We start from the raw sequence: 21594 nt of genomic DNA, 5'->3' as shown, positions 1-21594 counted from the left end.
CGTGCGATGCTATTTTGTAAAAGTCCCTTCTCTGTACTCTTCGAATGCCTGCCGTGCCTCTTCCTCTGTATTCATTACAACTGATCCCATCCAGGCAATTGGTTCATTGATTGGCTTGCCTGTCATCAGCAAAAACCTTACATTTTCGTCTGTGGCTTTAATCTCTGCCAGATTTCCATGCTCGAATATGACCAGGCTTCCACTTTCTGCAACCTGTCCCGATTCAGGATCGGGATAAGCTTTTCCTTCAAGGATGTATACCAGCACGGTGTGCTCAATTTCTGTGGAATGCCTGTAAGATCCGTTAGCAGGTATTTTCACATCAAGGTACTCTATTTCTGTAACTATATTCTCCACGGGTCCGTGCATACCTTCAGCATCTCCACAAATAATTTTGACCCCGGTACCGTTTGCGGTATATATCTCAGGTATCTGCTCACTTTTGATTTCCCTGTATCTGGGCTCTGTCATCTTGTGGGAAGCAGGCAGGTTTATCCACAACTGTAGTCCCCAGAGCTCTCCATTCTGATCTCCTGCCGGCATTTCCTGGTGTATTATTCCGCTGCCTGCTGTCATCCACTGCACATCACCCGGTCCGATCACTCCTTTGTTCCCCTGGTTATCACTGTGTGTGACTTTTCCCGCCAGCATGTAGGTTATCGTATCTATGCCTCTGTGAGGATGATACGGGAATCCTGCTTCGTACTCTTTCGGATTATCTGAATGGAACTCATCCAACATCAGAAAAGGATCTGTTTCTTTCGTCTGATGGTGACTGAAAGCCCTTCTAAGATGCACTCCCGCACCTTCTGTAACGGGTACGCTTTTGATTATCTTCCTGACAGTTCTAATATTATCCATTGCATGTCCCACTCCCAAAAGTTACTTCCAGACAAAATTAGTATTAACTTTCTGTCATTATTTCCTGCTGCAAATCTTCGAATATGATGGCATTTTCACGAATCCATGCCTCAGCTTCCGAGAAATCCATGTCTTTGCACTCATTGTAGAAAGTTACGAATCTGGCAAGCCACATGACCCTCAATGCATCAATAAGGGCTATATCATAAGTTTTGGAGTATTCCTTGTAAATATGCCAAACGATTCGGGCCCATTGTTCGGCATCCAGTTGTTCTTTTCCATCAAGAAAACCTCGCAGATGATGCAGTACGTCTGAGGGTAACAGGGTATCATATATATCCACGTATTCCCCATAGCGCATGGATACTGTTTCAAGCATCTTCTCCTTGTTTACATCAACCGGAAGTGGTATAGGGCCATAGTATTCCGATACTTCCACACCGTCAGTTATAGGCGGTTTTTTGTTCTTTTCTTCATAATATACAGCGAGGTCGAACATTGTTTTTACTACCTGCCTGAACATCGGTATCAGGGACGATTCGGGGTCCGCATATTTTGTTGTTGATTCATGAAGCTTAAGTCCGAGCATTGCTTCCCTTATTCTGCGTCTTTCGGCTGAAGCAACTGTGGTAATAAATATATCTATACCAAAATCAGTGGGAAATAGGGGGTGGTTTCGAAGTATCTCCATGAGTTTGTGGGATATACAAAACTCTCCGCCGATAGGCTGTCGGATATCACTTCCATAGTATGCCCTTGTAAAAGGGTATGCCAGGTTATTGGTGATTACTCCATCGAACTTGTCTCGTACATAGAAAGGTACTACCAGGTCGGTACGCCCATATAACACTGGTCTGACCATTTCCTGTATCCATTCACCTTTGATCGATAGGAGGTCCCCGTCCACGAAGGCTATGGCTTTTGAATTAAGCTGGTGCGCTATCTCCATGACAGTTCTTATCCCATCACCCTTTCCGGGAACACCCATCTGTTCGACAACTATTTTTTTCACAGGTGATATGTCGAACATACCTGCAATCTCTGCTGTTCTGTCGGTAGAAAATCCATCTGATACGACTATCAGTGTATTGTACGGAGAAAGATACTGCAATATTCCTTCACGGACTACGTTCATTACATGAAGTATAGTAGGCTCTACATTCTTGGTGAGTATTCCTATGACTACATCTGCTTCTTCTAGCTCTTCAAGGCTGTCTCCGATACTCTGTTTAAGTTCCATTAAATTCCCACACCACGTTGATTAGACAATAGATAAGAAGTCTATTTGGATGGTATTTAAATCAAACCTCCAAAAATCCCTTGGTTAACACAGGCTCTTTGTCTGGAAAATTAAGTGTGATGCAGTCTGCTACAGTGTAGATTGTTGCATCCGGATTTCAAGAAAGTTCAGGGATCTTGTATTAATTGTTTTTAGAAAAAGTCGTCAAGCAGCGTTTGCTTCTCATCTATTTTCTCAAGTTTGCTCACACCTATTCCGAGAAGCCTGAACCTTCCCTTTCCAATGAACTCCTCCATCAGATTCAAAGCAGCCTTTGTTATAGCTTCCTTATCAGTGGTTGCTGCATGCAGGGTCTTTGCCCGTGTGTAAGTTCTGAAATCTTCAAAGCGGACTTTTATTGTCACTGTCCTGAATCGGAATCTTTTCCTTGTAAGAGAATCATGTACTTTTTCCGAAAGCGCAAGAAAGGTATTTTGTATTGCGACCGGATCGAAGATATCTTCATGGAATGTGTCTTCGGTACTTATGGATTTTACTTCTTCCCTCTCTCTGACTTCCCTGAAGTCGATACCGTTTGCAAGCTGATGCATCAGGACTCCTGATTTCCCGAAACGTGCAATAAGAAGCTGTACATCAATGGTAGCAAGTTGTCCTACCGTTTCTATACCCATTTCCTTCAGGATGGGCCGGGTCTTTTTCCCTATGCCGGGTATTTTCGAGACAGAAAGAGGAAACAGAAAATCTTCAACCTCTTCAGGCCTTACGACTGTCAGACCATCGGGTTTGTTGAAATCAGAGGCTATCTTGGCTATTATTTTGTTAGGCGCCACTCCAACAGAACAGGTCAACCCATGTTTACGTAATACTTCGTCCTTGATCTTCCTTGCAAGCAGGGTTGCCGACTCATAATCATCGATTCCTTTGCCTACGTCAAGATATGCCTCATCCACGCTAACCTGCTGGAACCTGTCTGCAAAGATGCGTATCAGGTCCATTATGTTTGCTGAAACTTCCTTGTAGAGTTTCATATTCACAGGCAGGTAGACTGCATCAGAGCAGAGCTTGTATGCTTTGGATATGGGCATTGCTGAATGTATCCCGAATTCTCTTGCTTCATATGAACATGTGCTGACAACACCTCTCCCTTTTCCTTTTCTTGGATCCGAGCCAACGACCACCGGAAGTCCTTTTAGTTCCGGCTTCTCCCTGGCCTCCACTGATGAGTAGAAACTGTCCATGTCCACATGGAGTGTTATCCTGTTTCGGGATTGATCATTCATTTTAATTGTTTTATATAATAAGTTCTTTAATTAAATTATGGATTGCTCTATCAGGAGTATCCAAACCATAAGTATACGGGAACGCTGAAATATTATCCCATCCTAAAGTGCATGGTTCAGGTGTACAAATGTATGTTTATATCTCGATGCTGGCTTATGTTGTTGTTCTGTTCCTGACCCTGCGTGATATTCGTATATTCAGGCGTACGGATATTATTTCCTATCGCAAGGGTGCACTGAAAGGAATAATCGCATCGACAGTGATACTCTTTGGAGTCATTATTACGCCTGCAAACCCGGAAATGGGTCTTCTTGCGGTTTTCGTCGGACTTCTCATAAACCGCAAGGGTGTCCGGGAAAAAGTCTTCACGGAAGCGGGAACATTTGATCGCCTGATGGGTAAGACTGATATCTGATGTGTTAATCTTCTCCCGGCTGCAATCCAAAAGATATAAATGTAAGAGTCTTTATTATAAGCCGATACACACTTAGTGTCATAACTTTAAGTCCAATTTACAATTTCATCATACTAATGGAGAATTTTCATGGGAAATATTAGACAGACTAATATCAAGAACATTGCATTACGCTTAGTTGATAATTATGGTAACAGTTTTACAACAGACTTCGACACGAACAAGCACCTTGTAACAAAGTACACAACTATCGAGAGCAAGGTTATCAGGAATCGTGTTGCAGGCTACGTAACAAGAAAGATGACCCACAAGCCTAAAGAATAACCTTTGAGGGGACGATCCCATGTTCGAAGGAGTTCTACCCGCGCTTGTAACCCCGTTTTCTAAGGATAATACAATTGATTCTGAAAGTCTGAGGAATATTGTCTCTTTTGTTGAAGACGGCGGTGTTTCAGGTATAGTTGCCTGTGGTACGACCGGTGAATCGGCAACTCTCTCAATGGCTGAGCACAAAGAGTTGATCGACATTGCGATGGATTGTGCCAGTGTACCGGTAGTAGCTGGTACAGGGTCCAACAATACGGTTGAGGCGGTGGAACTTACCAAACATGCGGCTGATGTGGGAGCTGATGCAGCTCTTGTTATTTCTCCTTACTATAATAAGTCCAATAAGGCCGGGCTCATGGCCCATTTCAAGGCTATAGCCGAAGCTGCGGACATTCCAATTATTTTATACAATGTACCTTCCCGTACAGGGCAGGATATCTCTGCTGAAATCATTGCAGAGCTAGCCGAAGTCGATAATATCGTTGCTGTCAAGGAAGCGAGCGGAAGTCTGGAAAAGATATCGCGTATACTTGAACTGACAGTTAATGAGGACTTCGAGATTCTTTCCGGGGAAGATGACCTGACATTACCCATAGTAACTCTGGGAGGCAGCGGTGTAATATCCGTTGTTGCAAACGTAGTCCCTGAAATGATGGTAAAGCTTGTGGATGCTGCAAGCAAAGGAGACCTGAAGACTGCCAGAGAGATGCACTTTAAGATGGCCCCGCTTATCAGGGCACTTTTTTCGGAGACTAATCCTATACCTGTCAAGCGCGCTGTGGAACTGATGGGACTTGCAAGCGGAGATCTGAGGCTTCCTCTTGCACCGCTGGCCGAAGAGAATGATAAGGTTCTGACAGATGTTCTTCGCGGACTGGGGTGCATATCATGATTAACATAGCAATAACCGGTGCATCTGGAAAGATGGGAAAACTCATTATCTCGAAAATTCTAACGGCTGAAGATGCCAGACTGTCTGCGGCATTTGACCTTGTGAACATAGGAATGGATGCCGGTGAAGTTTCCCAGCTGGGCACCCTTGATGTTCCCATCTCGGATGTAAATGACATGGAATCTGTTCTTGCATCATCGAAGACTGATGTACTAATTGATTTCACCATTGCGCAAGCAACTGTTGTCAACGCTCCGCGCGTTGCTTCATGCGGTGTCAGTCTGGTCATAGGTACGACAGGCCTGACTGCTGAACAAAAGGCTCTGATCGAGGAATCCATACTGAAGAACAACGTTGCAGGTATCATCTCACCGAACTATTCCGTAGGTGTGAATGTTTTCTTTAAAATATTAAAAGAAGCTGCAAAGTATCTTGGAGATATGGATATCGAAATTATCGAAGCACATCACAACCAGAAGAAGGATGCTCCAAGCGGTACTGCTCTCCGGGCTGCGGATGTCATCAGTGAGACTCTTGGGGGCAAAGACTATGTTCATGGCCGTCAGGGACTTGCACCTCGTGGAAAAGAGATCGGCATCCATGCCGTGCGCGGAGGAGACATAGTAGGCGATCATACCGTACTCTTTGCAGGTGATGGTGAGAGGATTGAGATCAAACACCAGGCACATTCGCGACAATCTTTTGCAAGTGGCGCAGTAAAGGCAGCTGTATGGATTGCAAATGCAAAGCCGGGTGTCTACACAATGAATGATATTCTCGGAATATGATTATGCTATAATTATCTTTTTTTCTTACAGCATATCCTTGAAATTTTAACTTTAACAGTTTTTGTGAACAAATGTGGCACAGATAATTCTATTTACGTTCACAAATCTTCACGTTTTATCATTAATAATAGCCATACATATTATATATATGTCTTTATATATTTGTATATTAGCACCAGAATTCTTCGCTCGGGTGCTATGTCGTCTATACCTCCAATATTCCTTTTTTTATTTTTTGAGTTGCTCAGAGCAGATGCCTTGCAATGTTCTCTGATATGATTCTTCCACAGTATATGCAGCGAAGTTTTATGTTGTCATCATCGACAGTGACATTGAACTTGGATGTTATGGGTTCATTGCTGTTGGAAATACAATTAGGGTTTATACACCTTACCACACCTTCTATGAATTCCGGAATATGGACTCTCTTTTTCTGGGAAACATTAAAATTGCGTATGATATTTATTGTTGCATTAGGCGAGATAAGGGCTATCCTGTCAACTTCAGCTACTTTGAGTTCCCTCTTCTCTATCTTGACAACATCCTTTTTCCCATGCTCTCCTGGTGAATTCAGCAGAACACTCACAACTCCCTCGCTGGAGTCAGGGATGCCCAGTATTCTGAGCACGATGAGGGCATGACCTGCTGTAATGTGATCTATTACCGTACCGTTTTCTATCCTGCGTACCCTTAGTTCTTTTTCTTCGCCCATTACTCCATCGCCCCCAGTACAAGTGCCATGAGTGCCATACGCACAGGTACACCATAGAATGCCTGTTTGAAATAACATGCATGAACGGTTTCATCCACATCAGGATGTATTTCATTGACCCTTGGCAGGGGGTGCATGATCCTGAGTTCAGACCTGGCTTCCTTTAGTGTCTCAGTTGTGATTTTCAGCCGGTTTGCAACTTTTTGGTACTCGGCAGGGTCAGGAAATCTTTCTTTTTGTATGCGTGTCATGTACAGCACATCGACGTCATTGATGGCTTCTTCTATAGAATCGACCTCTGTGACCGTTGAGCCTCTGCTCTCGAGGTCGTTTATTATCTCTTCGGGCATTCTCAACTCTTCGGGAGATATCATGGTGATCTGTGCACCGTACAGGGAGAGGGCATAACAGAGTGAGTGTACCGTTCTTCCATATTTGAGATCACCGACGAGTGCTATCTTCAAACCTTCCAGGTGGCTTTCCCGCTTGATGGTATAAAGATCGAGCAACGTCTGGGTTGGGTGATGCCCCGCACCATCGCCTGCGTTGAGTATTGGTATTGTGGAAAACTCAGATGCAAGACATGCGGCTCCTTCCTTGGGGTGCCTGAGCACAATAGCGTCTGCATAACTGCCAACAACTCTTATGGTGTCTGCAAGTGTTTCTCCCTTCGCAATAGAACTGGCGTCAATCGAACCGAGGTTGAGTACATTTCCTCCTAGCCTGTACATTGCAGTTTCGAAGGACATGCGTGTTCTGGTGCTTGGCTCAAAGAAAAGTACTCCCAGGATTTTCCCGGTGAGAAGGTCGGATTTTTGCTTCCCAAGAGCTATTGGTTCCATCTTTTCAGACGTTTCAAGTATATGATCTATCATATCCCTTGAAAAAGATGTCATTGAAATGATATGATGGTCCTTGAATCTCATCGACTACTAAAGGAATTCCATCAGATATATGTTTACTGATATGTGCTCTTCTCTATAATTAAACAGTCATTTTTTTGAGTTGAGAACTTTCATTAGCCTTTCCCATTCATCTGTCTTTACATTTTTGCAGATGTGCTTTGTTTCATTACAATGCATATTCTTTGATGGTTCTGCTAATTCCTGAAGGTCCATGATGGCGCGCATCAATCCTGCAGTTTCATTGAAGATATCTTTTGCCTCTTTCTCCGTGAGATTTCCTTCTTCCAGCTGTCTTTCACATTCCTTTTCTTTCTCATAGAGTAAGTCAAGGAAGATCTGTATGTTATCAAGATCTTCTGGAGAGTACTTTCTCTTGTTAACTATCTCCCAGACTACTTCGTGCAGGTTCACTTCCTTTCCGTCAAGCATAATCTTGCTTGGTATCTGCTCACCCACCCAGAAAAGTCGCTTATGCAGGTTGTTTAGTAGCTTATTTCTTTCCCGTTCGGATATTTCACTGTCTTCGCCCATTTCTCTCTGATTAGAGTTGATCTATATATTATTAAGATTTTATCCAGATTAAATTTATAGGCTCTAAAGTATTTACTAATAAAGAAAATAAGTGAAGGTGATCAGATTAAACCTATAATTCAGGTTGCCCTGGATCTTCTGGAAACAGATCGTGCTATCCAGATAGGGCATGAGGCTATTGAGGGCGGTGGCGACTGGATAGAAGCCGGCACACCCCTTATCAAAAGTGAGGGCATGGATGCCATCAGAAAATTAAGGGAAGCATTTTCCGGAAAAGTCATCGTAGCCGACATGAAGATTGCAGACACCGGTTCCATGGAAGTCGAAATGGCTGCGAAAGCAGGTGCTGATGTTGTTGTAATACTTGGAAGTGCGGATGATTCCACGGTTCTTGAGGCTGTCAGGGCAGCAAAGAAATATGGTGCGAGAATCATGGCTGATTTGATATCGACCTCAGATCCGGTATCCCGCTCAAAGGAGCTGGAAGAGATGGGTGTCGATATTATCAACGTGCATGCCGGAATAGACCAGCAGATGATGGGTAAAGATTCACTTTCCATCATGAAGGAAGTAGTCAGGGAAGTGGACATACAGGTTGCTATTGCAGGAGGGCTTGATGCCAGCTCGTGTGCAATGGCAGTGAAAGAAGGTGCAAATATCGTAATTGTCGGAGGCAACATTGTCCGTTCTGCTGATGTAACTGCCTCTGCGAAGGCAATAAGGGATGCAGTGGATTCACCTTCCATTACAGAATCTTCAAAAAAGACGGTCGATGAAGAGATTCGTTCAATCTTGACGTCGATTTCAACTCCCAATATTTCGGATGCAATGCATCGTAAAGGTGCTATGCAGGACATATTTTCTATGGTTTCCGGGAGGAGGATGATTGGCACTGCAGTCACCGTCCAGACCTTCAAAGGTGACTGGGCAAAGGCTGTGGAGGCTATAGATGTGGCCGGCAAGGGAGATGTTATTGTTATCTACAATGGCAGCAGGCATGTGGCCCCATGGGGTGGTCTTGCGACCCAGAGCTGCCTTAATAAGGGAATTGCAGGTGTGGTCATAGACGGAGCAGTAAGGGACATTGACGATATACGTTCCATGGGCCTGCCTGTCTTTGCGACCTGTAACGTCCCCAATGCAGGAGAACCCAAGGGATTCGGTGAAATAAATGCTGAAATCGTATGTGGAAACCAGACCGTAAGGCCGGGAGACTATATTATAGGAGATGACAATGGTGTCGTGGTCATACCCCGCGAGCGTGCATACGAAATCGCAAGGCGTGCAAAGGAGGTCGAGAAGACCGAACAGCGCCTTTTCGAGGAGATAAGCAGGGGATCAACCCTGTCAGAGGTAATGAAACTTAAAAAATGGGAGAAACACTGAAATGATGGAAATACTGAAAGTGCTTGCATGCATGCCTTTTTTACTTTACGCCTGCTACTCGGATATAAAAACACGCAGGGTTGTTAATGAGGTATGGGTGGTGATGTTCGGCGTCGGTTATGTCTTCATCCTCTACGACCTTATGAGACTCGGCCTGCCTTACCTTGTCAGGAATGTGCTTACGTTCATCTTCATTTTCATCTTCGTGTATATCCTTTTCCAGCTCGGAGCTTTCGGGGGTGCCGATGCGAAGGTCCTTATGGTCATATCACTGATAGTCCCAACTTTCCCGGCAATAATGATATACGGCACACAGCTTCCAATCAACGGAGTACCACCACTTGGCCTGTTCGCTTTCAGTGTTTTCGGAAATTCTGTGATACTCACTATTGTTGTTCCCATAGGACTGTTCCTTTACAACCTGCTGCGTAACCCGTTAAAGGAAAATCTGAAAAGACCTTTCTATATGCTTATCGGCTACAGAAGTCCTGTCTCAAAACTGGAAAAAGGCCATATTCGTATGATTGATTCATATAGCGAGACTGAAGATGGCATAAGTTTCGGATTTACCAGGACAGGGACTGAGCTGACTTCTAACGTCATCGCAGAGCTCAAAGGCTATTTGAGGGATGGCAGGATGAACGACAGTGTATGGGTTACACCTGGTCTTCCTTTCATGATTCCCATTACCGCAGGATTTATCACAGCAGTTGTTTTCGGGGATCTGATATTCTATCTGACAATGCAGTTCATGATGATGTGAACTGCTTTTGAACTATTTTTGTAAATAAGTTTTTTGTCATTATACAGCAGTTCTCAAAAATAAGATCAAGTATATTCCATCCGATTTTCTTTTTCTCTTGAAACCAAAATCAAACAAATTTGTTGTGCTAATGGCTATAATATATTTATAGTAATATGCAAATTACTTCATATCACATTGTGAAAATGTGAGCCGGAGTCCAAACAACAATTGCAAAGTAGGCTTGAACCCCGGAATGCCCTGAGGCATGGTAACTTTGGCTTTGATGGTGCTTAAAGTTTACGTGATCTTGCCTCTGGAGTAATGGAAATGAGGTAAACAGGATGCAAAAACTGAAAACAAAAGCAATTTTTGGTGTAATGCTGCTGATGTTAGTGGCATTTGTACCTATGGGAAGTGTTCAGGCAGGAGTACTGTCTGACAGTTCAGATGTCAGGCAGGTTGTAATCGATCTTGATGAGAAGAAAGGTGTTCTGATCGTTCCAACAGATGGTGACAGAATTGAAGAGTTGAGTACGACCAAAGTATCTGAAAAAACTGCTGCAGCATCTTTAGCAGGTACAATCAACAGTGAGAATCTTGTGACGCTTGAAGGTGAAATTATACTGGATGGGAAGAAAGATAAAGTAAAGCTAACTGGGAAAGCTACACAGGTATTTATTGGATGGGATGTTCCTGAGGGAGCAAAGCCAATCTATACTGAGGTAGCAAACAGGACCATGACTCGATACGAAGGTGCAACAGAAATGTATGCAACTTATGTCGATGTTAAGGACAAATCTGGCAAATATAGTTTACATGGAGAATTCTATGAAGGAGGAATTGGTGGTTTTGTTGGTTCTGTAGAAATTGATGGGAAAGAGTGCCAACTAGGACTTCGTGGTGATTCGGTTAGTATGTATGAAAATGTGATGCCAACAGTTGGAACAAGAAGTAGTAGCTTCTTGACTGTCCCTCAAAGGAGTCAATATGAATTGTATTGGGATGGCCATGGTCTTAATGCTGCTGAACGCGCATGCGGTGAAACCAGTGCAGCGATGCTCGAAGAATACTGGTCTGGAGACCATCCTGACATATGGGACATATGGGTCTATAATGGATATGATGAAATGAACGCTGCTGAAGCACAGGATTATCTCGACGACCAAGGTGTCTATCTCTCAAGAGGAGTGAAGTCTGGATCATTGTTGTATACAACTGGTAAAATCGAAGATATGATCGATGCTGGAAGACCATTCTTCCTGACAGAAGAAAGTAAATGGGGTAACTGTCATGCTGTTGTCCTTAGAGGATACGATAATGATATCCTGGATCCTTTCTTCAAGTTGAATGATCCAAATACCTGGACCGGAGAAACTACAATGTACTGGTATGATACAGACAGTCCATCCTTCAATTACGAAGAAAATGTCTACCAGTATACCTGTTCGACTGACACATCATCAACAGGCTACTCTTATTTGGGATAAGAGTATTGATTGAATCAGAAATCTAGGTGAACCTTATGGTTCACTTTTAATTTATAAATGGAAATTCTGTAATGATCAAAAATATATTAATTATAGCATTTGTTCTTTTAACAATTAATTGTGTATCTGCAGCAACAATTACAGTAAATAGCGATAGCACAAATAATTCTTTTTCTTCGATACAAGATGCTATTGCTTCATCTCAAGAGAACGATTCTATAATTATTGATAATGGGGTGTATACTGGAAATCTCATAATAGACAAACCTTTAAGAATAAGTTCCAGTTCACTTGATCCAGAAGATGTCATCATTACTTCTAATAATTCATCATCTCCAATAATCTATGTAATATCAGATAATGTAGAGATAATTGGTTTGACAATTGTAGGGAGTAGTGAGATTCAACCTATAGCAGGTATTTCTTTAGATAATGTGAGTAATTCTCGGGTCGACAATAACAAAATCACTTATGTAAAAGATGGTATTTTAATCAATCATTCCTCCCGAAACCATGTTCAAAACAATGCTTTATTCTTAAATACTTTACATGGGATTTATTTGGTCAATTCAGCAGACAATGATTTGGAAGCTAATCGTATTTTCAATAACAAACATGGGTTTTATCTCGACCTGTCTAATCAGAATATTGTAAATCGCAACAATATCAGTAACAATTCGAATTATGGAATTGCACTTCGAGGTTCAGATACTAATGAAATTACGAATAATCAATTGTCGTTTAATAACTATGGTCTGACTCTGACAGATTCTCATCAAAATATGATCGTTGGCAATAATGGCAGCAATAACAAAATGCATGGTTTTTTGTTATGGACGGCGACATCAAACATTTTAAAAGGTAATTTTCTTTCAGAGAACAAAGGCTCTGGTGTGTATCTTTTACCTTCTTCTTCGAATAACACCCTGGATGAAAATATCCTATCAAAAAATTTCAATGGCATGTCAATTGAAAGTACAAGTAACAATTTTATTGTGAACAACACTTTCAATTCTAACGATGACTACGGTATTTTTCATTTGTTTGCGGGTGACGAAAATATAATTGAGGGGAATGTTTTTCAGGATAATATTCCAGAGAACAAAAAGATTGTATTTTGGCAGCAAATAGTTCTGTTCATATTGGTTTTTCTAATAATCACCGGTATTGCATTCTACTTTAAAATACCATGGTTGAAAAAGGGGCTTCTTGGATTAGGTATACTGATAGCAGTATCACTTATTTTGATAATTGCCTGGTATTTCCCATTTGAGTCTGATCTTCCTGGGAATAATGTTTATGTTGAAGATCTGGAGATTAATGCAGTTCCTATAAACGAAACGCATTCCAGAGTTACTCTTTCGATGAACTTGAACTACCTTTACAAAAACTCTTTCTCACAAACCAATGATCATGGCCAAATGACTGATAATCTGCCGGTTTTTGTACAGGTGATGTCCTCAACACCCATGGATGGATCTTACTCTGATGATGAGATGGTATTAGAATGCGAAGATGAAGTGATTTTGGAATATTCAGGAAAGAATCTCCATGAATGTACAATTGATCTGGAGTCTGAAAAAGCATACTATCTATTGATCCAGGTACAAATGGTAGAAGAGTTACAATATCCACATCCATATTATGGGGAAACAAAGTGGAAACTACTTGGAGGACTGAGTGAGGATTTAGATTTAAGAGAATAGGTAGTGTAGGTGAAGGCAATGCAACTAAAAAGAAGACCAAATACGATTACTATTTCCTTTGTGATATTAACTGCGGCTTTGTTGACTATCTTTTTCCTAGTGATATACCAGCCAGGAGCAGGAATGTATATTAGAGCAGATGTTCTTCCAGAACAACCTGATAAATACGTTGAATTCACGTTTGAAGAGCTGGAAAGTTACCTCTATGTAAAAGAAGCAGTATCGAATCCTGGAGAAGAGGTAAAGCTTCCTTTTGATCGCACTGAAAGTATTGATCAGTTTTCGAAAATTATCAGGACAAATGACACAGAGAACATAAAGATTGGAAGTACTTACTATAAAATCAATCTGTATTCTGCCGATTAAAAATGAATTCAATTAAAAATTTTGGCAAATATGCACTTGATTGCGATTAAACAATAGACTTACAGAGTCTACTTATAATCCAAAGTATGTATAGCTTTTTGGGCGCACTATTCTTTCCTTTCATGAATCCCTATGAATATACAGGTGAAACCACTTACTATCCTGCATTGAAAATAATTGCTGAAACTTCTAATTATGGAGAAGAAGTAATTATGATAAAAGCGGCGTCTTCCCTCTCTTTCTCGAATGAATAATATCAATATGGAATTAATACGGGAGCCAAAAGCGTATTGATTGTGTTGTTTTTCCTTTTTTTCAGCCTATGTTTCCTTTTCAATTGGAAGTTTTGGCCATAATGTATTAATAATAAAAATTCTAACGTCTTTGCCATATAAATTAATAATGAAGTTTGCTGATCGGGAAGAGATTTGTTATAGACATTTGAGGAATGTGCATGCAAGTATCAGGATACAGAACAATTTTCATGTATATTCTTATTATATCGATCTCTTTTGTCGCGATTGCATGCATCCAGGCAGATAGCCCACTCTCAAATTCTAATGTGAACTCTGTCACTGTACTTATGGATTCAGGACATGTATATGTGCCTGTTGAAAACCAAGCAGTTGCACCCATAGAAGTTCGCTCGGATGTACTTGTCGAAAAACCTGCTGCAGCCACTCTCTCTGGAACAATCGATGAGAATGATTTTGTCGTTCTTGAAGGTATAATCATTCTCGACGGGCAAAATGAGACAGTAAAACTATCCGGCAATGCAACTCATGGTATTGTTGGCTGGTCAGTATCTGAAGGAGAAGCATATGCGGCAAAAGTGGATCTGAAAGATGAGAATAGCATTTTTTTCTTACAGGGAACATTCCTTGAAGATGGTCGTGGAAGTTTTTTTGGAAAAGCTGCGGTAGGTGGAAAGAAATGTACAATTCGACTTGAAGGTAACTCTACCGGCATCTATGAGAATGTAAATCAAGTAGAGGTCGATGAAATCGATCCTTAATAAGGTGATTAATATGAATAAGGACACAAGGTCCAGAATAATCGCTCTTGTTGTTGCAGTGTTAATCATAACTGTGGCAGTAGTTGCTGCAATTGTGGGGGATATTGGTTCAAAAGGTGAGCTGAGCTATACGGATGAAGAACTCCAAGTTCTTTATCAGAACTATGGAATAACGAATAATGACATTAAATTTGCAAAGGGAGAATTGCCAAACTTCTTGGATGGGACTATTCTGAACAGTGGTAAGATGGTACTCGTAACAGAAGATGGTACTCCTCCAGAAAATATGGAAGAAGGCAAGGATTATGATGTAATCCTTAGTGAGCAGGAAATGGAGCATATCATTGAAAATGCAAGAATGGATTATATTGAAGCATACGGTGTTGACCCCTCTGATCCAAAAATAGATTCTGTAAATGGATACCTGTTACCAAAAGAGGAAGTTGATCGGTTAATGCTTTTCCACATAAATGCTGAAACCATGGAAAGTGCTAATATAGAGAATCAAGAAGAGGCGGCATGTCCCTGGTTTGAAGGGGATGAGCTGGGTCGTCTGTCAACGGATGAGCTCCGTGAACTGGCTGAGACAAATGAAACCGTGAGAGAGCTTATCGAGGAGGATTTGAAGATTGATGGAGCTAAAGTTGAATCCCTTGAAGATCTGGAGCATTTGCCTGAAGGTTATCCAGAGGAGTTAAAAGAAAAGTACTTGGAAGAACTGGGATACGCGGCTGGCAATCAATCGCAGGTGAATGTAGAGTTTAATAATTCTTCAGATCCGTTTCTCTAAGTATGAATTGCTTTTTATGAATTGTGAATCTCCGGGAAATTCGTATGCAATGGGGAATCTGTTTCTTGGTATTGCTTACGTTTGCAATGATCGCAAGTACCACAACGGCAGCTACTGTCGTAGTAGATAGTACTGGTAATGGAGATTACAGTTCCATACAGGAAGCCATTGACAATGCAGCTCCCGATGATCTCATTATTGTCAATGAAGGCCAGTATATCGAGACCGTGGTGGTTGATAAAGAGTTATCTATAACTTCAGATTCTGCTTCCCCCGAAACTACTATTGTTCAGGCTGATGCTGTTGATGAAAATGTTTTTTTGGTCCGGGCAAACAATGTTACTATTAATGGGTTTGAGATTTTAGGAGTAAGCAGTGTCGGAGGATGTGGTATATCACTTGATAGGGTAAGTGGTTGTTCAATAAAAAACAATGTCATATCCAATAATTTTCGAGGCATTTATCTCCAGGATTCAAACAATAATACCATCTCACATAATACTTGTATGGAGAATGGCCGCAGTGGAATTTTTCTTGTTGAATCCAGTGACAATATATTGGACCATAATGGTGCAAGTAATCAACTGGAAGGGATTGTTCTTGGCTCATCCGATGATAATGTTTTAGAAGGAAATATTGCGGGTTCAAACAATGAATCTGGTATTTTGTTGCGAGAGAATTGCAAAAATAATCAGTTACATAATAACAGTATGATTGCAAATCGATATGATTTTGGAGATGATGGAAAAGGGAATATTATTGACCAGAGTAATCTTGTTAATGGTAAGCCGATTTATTACCTGAACAGCTTGTCAGATATTGTAATAGATGGTTCTTCAAATGCCGGTACGTTATATTGCTATGATTGCAGAAATATTACGATAAAGAATCTGGTATTAAAAAACAATAAATATGGAATTTACTTGTCTGGAACAGAAGAATCCTATTTGTATAACATTACTTCTTCTGGGAACTACAACGGAATCTATTTAACAAATTCTGAAATAAACATGGCTACAGATTGTATTATTAGTGATAACACTTTTAGTGGTGTATTTTTAGAAGAATCTGAAGAGAATTTAATAGAGAACAATCAAATTTTAGCTAATAAATATGGTGTCCATTTTCACGTATCGGGGGACAATATGCTAAGCAGCAATTTGATTTCTAAGAATTTAGTGGGTATTGAGCTTGTCTTTTCTGATAATAATATGATAAAAGGCAATACGGTATCTAAGAATGAGGGTGGCATCTTTTTGTACAAGTGTAATGGCAATGAGATAACTGGTGACAATATCAGTTCAAATGCTGATTATGGCATTTTTCTGCGATATTCTGATGATAATCTTTTTGTCAATAATAAAATAAGTTCTAGTATTGTTGGTTTCAGGCTGGCAGATTATAGTTACAATAATACGGTTAATAATAATAGCTTCTCAGAAGCCTATATTGGGATAACAGGAAATGAGTCTGAAAATATGGTAGCTAATAACTCCTTAAAGAATAGCCTGGTTCCCAGTGTATCATCTATTAATTCTGTGCAGTTGCTTACAATAATTCTGATTGTATTTGGGATACTCAGAAATAAACATGGTGAATGATGTAATCTGGTTTCCAGTTCTTCACCACCTTTTAATACCACCACAAATAAACTACTAATCAGGAGGTGGGCTCTTTTGGCAGAAAAGACCACAGAAGAAAAAGACAGGAAAGAAGACGAAAAAGAAGTCAAGATATCTCCTGTCAGGCCCGGCGATTCGCGCCTGCGGGGAAGAAGACATTTGCTGGATACGTGCGAGTAAGGCTGTCAGCAATCAGGACTGCTTAGTTTCTGAAAATATAGAAGACCACACTGCTCTGATCTCCTCTTCTGAAAAAGTGTCATCAAGCTTTGCTTTTGCCAGGATGGTTATTTCCTTGTCCAATCCTTTTATGATTTCAAGGATTTTTTCATGTTTACTTGCATGATCTACCTTTTTTTCTTCTTTATTATCGCTTACAGGCTCCTGTGATACAATATCTCCAGGGACCCTGTCTTCACTATCTGACGAAGGCTTCTCTTGTTCTTCACAGTATTTGATGATCTCTTTCAGGAATATATCACCGTATTTCTTCAGCTTATACTCCCCGACCCCTGTGATCTTCAGCATTTCCTCACGGTTGCCTGGCTTTTTCGAGGCCATCTGCTTCAGGCTTGTATCCGCGAATACCACATAAGGCGGTACGTCCTGCAATTCTGCCATGGTCTTGCGCAGTTGCTTCAGCCGCGCGAACAACTCATTTTCCTTTTTCGATGTACTTTTACTGGTGTACGTCGGAGATGCTTTAACCTTGCTTTCTGTAAACAGCATGGCTTCTTCAGGAAGTTCTTTTTCTATTTCTTCAACTTCGGATACGTCTGTTGTTACTGTTGTAAGGGTAACTGTCTGCTTACCATTGAGGATATCCATGCTTGTTTTGTTGAGCTTCAGGAGTGGATATCTGGCTCCTTCCACTTTTATCAGGTTTTGCTGTACCATCTCACGGGCTATCTCCATCCACCTGTCCTTGGTATGCATGTCACCCGAATTGTAGGACTTCAGCTTATTGTGTTTTTTATCCCTGACCTTCTTTGCATTTGAACCACTGAGGACGTCGATTACATGGGTCATGCCAAAGCGCTGGTCAAGTTCATTGATACAATTAATCAGCAGCTTTGCATCTTCTGTACAATCGATTTTCTGTCTTGGTTTAAGGCAGACATCGCATTTGCCGCAATTGTCTTCTGCAAGTTCTTCTCCAAAATAGCCAAGAAGGACCTTCCTGCGGCATGTAGTACTTTCACAATATGCAACCATTTCCTGGACTTGTTTAAGGGCGATATCCCTCTCTTCTTTCTTCCCTTTTTGCTTTATGAAATATTCAATCCTGTACCTGTCTCCGCGGCTGAAAAAAAGGATACATTCACATTCAAGTCCGTCACGTCCGCCCCTTCCTGTCTCCTGATAGTATCCTTCCAGGTTTTTTGGAAGGTCATGATGGATAACAAAGCGGACATTGGACTTGTCAATCCCCATCCCGAAGGCGATAGTTGCCACAATGATGTCCACGTTGTCCTTGATGAACATTTCCTGATTCTTTTCTCGCCGGGAATCGCTAAGTCCTGCATGGTAGGGAAGTGCATTAAAGCCATCCTTCCTGAGTTTGGCAGCTAAGGTGTCTACATTCCTGCGGCTCTGGCAATAAATTATCCCGCTTTCTCTCCTGTGCTTTCTCAGATATTTCAGGATTTGGTTATAGGTGTCCTTCTTTGGCTTGATTTCGTAAAGCAGGTTCTGCCGGTTAAAACTGGCAACATAGGTCTTGCAGTTCCCGATGCCCAGTTGGACTATCGTGTCTTCCCGCACCTTGGGAGTAGCGGTGGCTGTCAAGGCAATAATGGGTACATCAGGGAACTTTTTCTTAAGAAAACTGAGCTTGCGATATTCCGGTCTGAAGTCATGCCCCCATTCGGATATGCAGTGGCTCTCATCAATGGCAAAAAGACTCACCTTTGCCTTCTGTATCAATGATATAGTATGGGACATAGTGAGTCTTTCAGGTGCCACATACAGTATCTTGATTTCATTATTCTCGATTTCCCTGTAGATTCTCTTTGATTCGGCTTGATTCAGGGTGCTGTTCAGGTATGCGGCACTTATTCCGCTTGCCTGCAAACTGTCAACCTGATCCTTCATAAGAGAAATAAGTGGAGATACAACAACAGTCAGTCCATCCAGCATAAGAGCAGGTAACTGATAGCACAGGGACTTTCCTCCTCCCGTAGGCATCAGTACAAAAGTATCCCTGCCTTCAAGTACATCCCTGATAATGTCTTCCTGAAGGGGACGAAAACATGAGTAACCAAAGTACTTCTGGAGAGTTTGATGCATCTTTTGACCGGCAATCTTTTTTCTGCCTATACGAATTCTCTGTATATAACGTTCTGGCAAGCGGAGTGTAAGTATTGCTTCAATGGGTTTGCATTGTTGCGTATTTATGATTATGGCTTGCTTCATTGAAGTTTCAGGCAAGGCGAGCATTAATATGTACGAACTTATATTTGAGGAATAAATCTCATTTAAATCATCCAATAATTAAAAATCATTTGTAATTCGTTTGCCGGAGCTCATATTCATGGTTAAAGTAGAAAAATTCATTCCAAAAGCAGTAGATAAGATCAGCCAGCAGGTCGATGGCAAAGCCATCATAGCACTCTCCGGAGGTGTTGACAGTTCAGTCTGTGCAATCCTGGCCCACCGTGCCATAGGTGACAGGCTGACACCTATCTACATTGACACAGGCCTGATGAGGAAAGGAGAAACCGAAAGGATAAAAGAGATTTTTTCCGACATGAACCTCCAGGTCGTTGACGCAAAGGATCGCTTCCTCGGAGCCCTTGCAGGTATCGAGGATCCTGAAGATAAACGTAAGGCTGTGGGCGAGACTTTTATACGTGTTTTTGAAGAAGAAGCAAGATTACTGAAAGCTGAATATCTCATACAGGGAACTATTTATCCTGACAGGATCGAATCAGAAGGCGGAATAAAGTCACACCATAACGTAGGTGGTCTTCCTTCTGTAATGGATTTCAAGTCAATAGTGGAACCTATAGAGGACCTGTACAAGGATGAGGTAAGGGAAGTAGCACGTGCCCTTGAACTTCCGCATGAGATTTCCGAAAGGATGCCGTTCCCTGGCCCTGGACTGTCGGTAAGGATAGTAGGCAAGGTGACCGAGGAACTGGTGGATATTGTAAGGGAAGCTAACGCCATCGTTGAAGAGGAGCTCGTAGAGCAGTTCCATCCGTGGCAGACCTTCGCGGCTATCATCGGTAAAGGGACCGGTGTAAAAGGTGATGTCAGGGTCCACGGCTGGATTGTTGCGGTGAGGGCTGTAGGTTCAAGAGATGGCATGACTGCAGAGGCTATGGAACTGCCCTGGGATGTCCTGAGCAGGATCGAATCCAGGATTTCAGCAGCGCTTCCTACGGTTTCACGCGTGGTCTATGACCTTACTCCCAAACCTCCGGCTACAATAGAGTTTGAGTAAATGTCCCTCAATAAAGCAGTCCTTGAGATAAGGAACAGGCAGAGGGTTAAACCCTCTTCTCCTGACAGGCCCTGTGCGGCATGGACAGGCACCGACCTGCTTGATGACCGGAAAGTCGACACTCTGACTGTTATTTTCAGGACATCAGGATGCTGGTGGGGTAAGGCAGGAGGCTGTACAATGTGCGGTTATGTCTATGACAGTGCCCAGACTCCGCCATCTGATGAAGACCTTGTGAAGCAGCTTGGAAACGCAATGGAAAAGGCATCCGGCTTCAACGAGTTCATGGTAAAGATATTCACTTCCGGAAGCTTTCTTGATGTTCGCGAGATTCCGCTTGAGGTGAGGCATAGCATCCTGTCTGTTCTCGAAGAAGATTCCAGGGTTGTAAAGGTGCTTGTAGAAACTCGTCCTGAGTTCGTCAACAAGGAAACTATGGCAGATTGCCGTAGCTCTCTCGGGGACAAATCTTTTGAGATAGCCATGGGTCTTGAGACGAGTTCTGATCTTATCAGGAAAGACTCTATTAATAAGGGTTTTACCTTTGATGATTTCAAAAGGGCTGCTACAGTTGCGAAAGATAGCAATGCAACTGTAAAAACATACTTGATGTTGAAACCTCTATTCCTGTCTGAGAGGCAGGCCCTTGAAGATATGGTAAAGTCGGTCAGGGATGCCGCTCCGTACAGTGATACTTTCTCAATAAATCTCTGTAACATCCAGAATGGCACATTTGTGGAGAAGCTATGGCAGAGGGGACAGTATCGTCCTCCGTGGTTGTGGAGTATTATTGATATTCTGAAAAGGACTAAGGAAGAGTTTCCCAATGTGGTAATAACTTCAGACCCGGTAGGTGCAGGTTCAAAGAGAGGCCCTCATAATTGCAAGAAATGCAGCAGGGACGTTGCAGATGCCATACGGCAGTTCTCGCTCACTCAGGATGTCTCCAGAATTGAAACTCTGGACTGTGAATGTAAGGATCTCTGGGAATGTGTGCTGCAACTGGATGACCACACTTTTGGTGCCCCTATCACAGACTGAATTAAAAGATGTTTCAGGAAAGGGAAGGTATACTTT

At 41.9% G+C, this 21594-nt stretch carries 22 protein-coding genes; 15 read left to right on the top strand and 7 right to left on the bottom strand.

Going from position 1 to position 21594, the window contains the following annotated elements; all coding sequences use genetic code 11:
* Positions 1 to 9: 9 nt before the first annotated feature.
* The 3 genes from V7O62_RS07400 to dinB form a co-directional block, all read right to left on the bottom strand.
* Positions 10 to 861 (bottom strand): pirin family protein, encoded by an 852-nt coding sequence (locus tag V7O62_RS07400; RefSeq protein WP_406655613.1) that lies wholly within the window; start codon positions 859 to 861, stop codon positions 10 to 12.
* A gap of 43 nt (positions 862 to 904) precedes the next feature.
* Positions 905 to 2101 (bottom strand): glycosyltransferase, encoded by a 1197-nt coding sequence (locus tag V7O62_RS07395; protein WP_406655612.1) that lies wholly within the window; start codon positions 2099 to 2101, stop codon positions 905 to 907.
* A gap of 191 nt (positions 2102 to 2292) precedes the next feature.
* Complete coding sequence (gene dinB / locus V7O62_RS07390) at positions 2293 to 3381, bottom strand: DNA polymerase IV (protein WP_406655611.1); 1089 nt, start codon at positions 3379 to 3381, stop codon at positions 2293 to 2295.
* Between the two features lie 128 nt (positions 3382 to 3509).
* On the opposite strand from dinB, the gene V7O62_RS07385 reads away from it, so the two are divergent.
* From V7O62_RS07385 to dapB, 4 genes are all read left to right on the top strand, one after another.
* Positions 3510 to 3797 (top strand): hypothetical protein, encoded by a 288-nt coding sequence (locus V7O62_RS07385; RefSeq protein WP_406655610.1) that lies wholly within the window; start codon positions 3510 to 3512, stop codon positions 3795 to 3797.
* Between the two features lie 129 nt (positions 3798 to 3926).
* Positions 3927 to 4121, top strand: coding sequence for a 30S ribosomal protein S17e (locus V7O62_RS07380; RefSeq protein WP_406655609.1), 195 nt, complete (start codon positions 3927 to 3929; stop codon positions 4119 to 4121).
* 19 nt (positions 4122 to 4140) lie between these two features.
* Positions 4141 to 5016 (top strand): 4-hydroxy-tetrahydrodipicolinate synthase, encoded by an 876-nt coding sequence (gene dapA, locus V7O62_RS07375; RefSeq protein WP_406655607.1) that lies wholly within the window; start codon positions 4141 to 4143, stop codon positions 5014 to 5016.
* Positions 5013 to 5804, top strand: a complete 792-nt coding sequence (dapB, locus tag V7O62_RS07370; RefSeq protein ID WP_406655606.1) for a 4-hydroxy-tetrahydrodipicolinate reductase — start codon at positions 5013 to 5015, stop codon at positions 5802 to 5804. Before dapA ends, dapB begins: the two co-directional genes overlap by 4 nt.
* Before the next feature lie 244 nt (positions 5805 to 6048).
* Here the strand turns inward: dapB and pyrI are convergent, their stop codons facing one another.
* The 3 genes from pyrI to V7O62_RS07355 form a co-directional block, all read right to left on the bottom strand.
* The gene (gene pyrI / locus V7O62_RS07365) at positions 6049 to 6516 is read right to left on the bottom strand and encodes an aspartate carbamoyltransferase regulatory subunit (protein WP_406655605.1); all 468 of its coding nucleotides are present in this window, start codon (positions 6514 to 6516) and stop codon (positions 6049 to 6051) included.
* Complete coding sequence (pyrB, locus tag V7O62_RS07360) at positions 6516 to 7442, bottom strand: aspartate carbamoyltransferase (RefSeq protein WP_406655604.1); 927 nt, start codon at positions 7440 to 7442, stop codon at positions 6516 to 6518. Before pyrB ends, pyrI begins: the two co-directional genes overlap by 1 nt.
* A gap of 66 nt (positions 7443 to 7508) precedes the next feature.
* Positions 7509 to 7952 (bottom strand): DUF5788 family protein, encoded by a 444-nt coding sequence (locus V7O62_RS07355; protein WP_406655603.1) that lies wholly within the window; start codon positions 7950 to 7952, stop codon positions 7509 to 7511.
* Between the two features lie 78 nt (positions 7953 to 8030).
* Between V7O62_RS07355 and hxlA the strand changes: the two genes are divergently transcribed.
* From hxlA to V7O62_RS07310, 9 genes are all read left to right on the top strand, one after another.
* Entirely contained in the window at positions 8031 to 9338 is a 1308-nt protein-coding gene (gene hxlA / locus V7O62_RS07350; RefSeq protein ID WP_406658267.1) for a 3-hexulose-6-phosphate synthase, read from the top strand.
* 1 nt (position 9339) lies between these two features.
* The gene (locus V7O62_RS07345; RefSeq protein ID WP_406655602.1) at positions 9340 to 10101 is read left to right on the top strand and encodes an A24 family peptidase C-terminal domain-containing protein; all 762 of its coding nucleotides are present in this window, start codon (positions 9340 to 9342) and stop codon (positions 10099 to 10101) included.
* A gap of 323 nt (positions 10102 to 10424) precedes the next feature.
* Positions 10425 to 11570, top strand: coding sequence for a C39 family peptidase (locus tag V7O62_RS07340; RefSeq protein ID WP_406655601.1), 1146 nt, complete (start codon positions 10425 to 10427; stop codon positions 11568 to 11570).
* 71 nt (positions 11571 to 11641) lie between these two features.
* Positions 11642 to 13276 carry a nitrous oxide reductase family maturation protein NosD gene (locus V7O62_RS07335; protein WP_406655600.1) on the top strand — a complete coding sequence of 545 codons (1635 nt, stop codon included), beginning with the start codon at positions 11642 to 11644 and terminating at the stop codon, positions 13274 to 13276.
* Positions 13277 to 13294: 18 nt separating this feature from the next.
* On the top strand, positions 13295 to 13642 hold the full coding sequence (locus V7O62_RS07330; RefSeq protein ID WP_406655599.1) for a hypothetical protein: 348 nt from the start codon (positions 13295 to 13297) through the stop codon (positions 13640 to 13642).
* A 454-nt stretch (positions 13643 to 14096) separates the two neighbouring features.
* Positions 14097 to 14657, top strand: a complete 561-nt coding sequence (locus V7O62_RS07325) for a hypothetical protein (protein ID WP_406655598.1) — start codon at positions 14097 to 14099, stop codon at positions 14655 to 14657.
* A 13-nt stretch (positions 14658 to 14670) separates the two neighbouring features.
* The gene (locus tag V7O62_RS07320) at positions 14671 to 15447 is read left to right on the top strand and encodes a hypothetical protein (RefSeq protein ID WP_406655597.1); all 777 of its coding nucleotides are present in this window, start codon (positions 14671 to 14673) and stop codon (positions 15445 to 15447) included.
* Positions 15448 to 15512: 65 nt separating this feature from the next.
* Positions 15513 to 17048, top strand: a complete 1536-nt coding sequence (locus V7O62_RS07315) for a NosD domain-containing protein (RefSeq protein WP_406655596.1) — start codon at positions 15513 to 15515, stop codon at positions 17046 to 17048.
* Positions 17049 to 17123: 75 nt separating this feature from the next.
* Positions 17124 to 17249 (top strand): hypothetical protein, encoded by a 126-nt coding sequence (locus V7O62_RS07310; protein ID WP_406655595.1) that lies wholly within the window; start codon positions 17124 to 17126, stop codon positions 17247 to 17249.
* A gap of 12 nt (positions 17250 to 17261) precedes the next feature.
* Here V7O62_RS07310 and recQ read toward each other — a convergent pair whose 3' ends face one another.
* On the bottom strand, positions 17262 to 19358 hold the full coding sequence (gene recQ / locus V7O62_RS07305) for a DNA helicase RecQ (RefSeq protein ID WP_406658266.1): 2097 nt from the start codon (positions 19356 to 19358) through the stop codon (positions 17262 to 17264).
* A gap of 244 nt (positions 19359 to 19602) precedes the next feature.
* Here recQ and guaA point away from each other — a divergent pair, with 244 nt between their 5' ends.
* Together guaA and V7O62_RS07295 are read left to right on the top strand one after the other, a co-directional pair.
* The gene (gene guaA / locus V7O62_RS07300) at positions 19603 to 20517 is read left to right on the top strand and encodes a glutamine-hydrolyzing GMP synthase (RefSeq protein WP_406655594.1); all 915 of its coding nucleotides are present in this window, start codon (positions 19603 to 19605) and stop codon (positions 20515 to 20517) included.
* A complete protein-coding gene (locus tag V7O62_RS07295) occupies positions 20518 to 21558 on the top strand; it encodes an archaeosine biosynthesis radical SAM protein RaSEA (RefSeq protein WP_406655593.1) in 1041 nt (346 codons plus the stop codon). It abuts the gene before it with no gap.
* Positions 21559 to 21594: the final 36 nt, after the last annotated feature.

Origin of the sequence: Methanolobus sp. ZRKC2, from assembly GCF_045291185.1 — an archaeon.
Lineage (GTDB): Archaea > Halobacteriota > Methanosarcinia > Methanosarcinales > Methanosarcinaceae > Methanolobus.
Note: the sequence above shows the minus strand (reverse complement) of the source record. Positions and strands in the feature narration are given on the sequence as shown.

What these genes read in the sequence shown, in the direction of transcription:
- V7O62_RS07400 (WP_406655613.1), bottom strand. Translation starts at nt 861, where the DNA reads ATGGATAATATTAGAACTGTCAGGAAGATAATCAAAAGCGTACCCGTT.
- V7O62_RS07395 (WP_406655612.1), bottom strand. Translation starts at nt 2,101, where the DNA reads ATGGAACTTAAACAGAGTATCGGAGACAGCCTTGAAGAGCTAGAAGAA.
- dinB (WP_406655611.1), bottom strand. Translation starts at nt 3,381, where the DNA reads ATGAATGATCAATCCCGAAACAGGATAACACTCCATGTGGACATGGAC.
- V7O62_RS07385 (WP_406655610.1), top strand. Translation starts at nt 3,510, where the DNA reads ATGTATGTTTATATCTCGATGCTGGCTTATGTTGTTGTTCTGTTCCTG.
- V7O62_RS07380 (WP_406655609.1), top strand. Translation starts at nt 3,927, where the DNA reads ATGGGAAATATTAGACAGACTAATATCAAGAACATTGCATTACGCTTA.
- dapA (WP_406655607.1), top strand. Translation starts at nt 4,141, where the DNA reads ATGTTCGAAGGAGTTCTACCCGCGCTTGTAACCCCGTTTTCTAAGGAT.
- dapB (WP_406655606.1), top strand. Translation starts at nt 5,013, where the DNA reads ATGATTAACATAGCAATAACCGGTGCATCTGGAAAGATGGGAAAACTC.
- pyrI (WP_406655605.1), bottom strand. Translation starts at nt 6,516, where the DNA reads ATGGGCGAAGAAAAAGAACTAAGGGTACGCAGGATAGAAAACGGTACG.
- pyrB (WP_406655604.1), bottom strand. Translation starts at nt 7,442, where the DNA reads ATGAGATTCAAGGACCATCATATCATTTCAATGACATCTTTTTCAAGG.
- V7O62_RS07355 (WP_406655603.1), bottom strand. Translation starts at nt 7,952, where the DNA reads ATGGGCGAAGACAGTGAAATATCCGAACGGGAAAGAAATAAGCTACTA.
- V7O62_RS07345 (WP_406655602.1), top strand. Translation starts at nt 9,340, where the DNA reads ATGATGGAAATACTGAAAGTGCTTGCATGCATGCCTTTTTTACTTTAC.
- V7O62_RS07340 (WP_406655601.1), top strand. Translation starts at nt 10,425, where the DNA reads ATGCAAAAACTGAAAACAAAAGCAATTTTTGGTGTAATGCTGCTGATG.
- V7O62_RS07335 (WP_406655600.1), top strand. Translation starts at nt 11,642, where the DNA reads ATGATCAAAAATATATTAATTATAGCATTTGTTCTTTTAACAATTAAT.
- V7O62_RS07330 (WP_406655599.1), top strand. Translation starts at nt 13,295, where the DNA reads ATGCAACTAAAAAGAAGACCAAATACGATTACTATTTCCTTTGTGATA.
- V7O62_RS07325 (WP_406655598.1), top strand. Translation starts at nt 14,097, where the DNA reads ATGCAAGTATCAGGATACAGAACAATTTTCATGTATATTCTTATTATA.
- V7O62_RS07320 (WP_406655597.1), top strand. Translation starts at nt 14,671, where the DNA reads ATGAATAAGGACACAAGGTCCAGAATAATCGCTCTTGTTGTTGCAGTG.
- recQ (WP_406658266.1), bottom strand. Translation starts at nt 19,358, where the DNA reads ATGCATCAAACTCTCCAGAAGTACTTTGGTTACTCATGTTTTCGTCCC.
- guaA (WP_406655594.1), top strand. Translation starts at nt 19,603, where the DNA reads ATGGTTAAAGTAGAAAAATTCATTCCAAAAGCAGTAGATAAGATCAGC.
- V7O62_RS07295 (WP_406655593.1), top strand. Translation starts at nt 20,518, where the DNA reads ATGTCCCTCAATAAAGCAGTCCTTGAGATAAGGAACAGGCAGAGGGTT.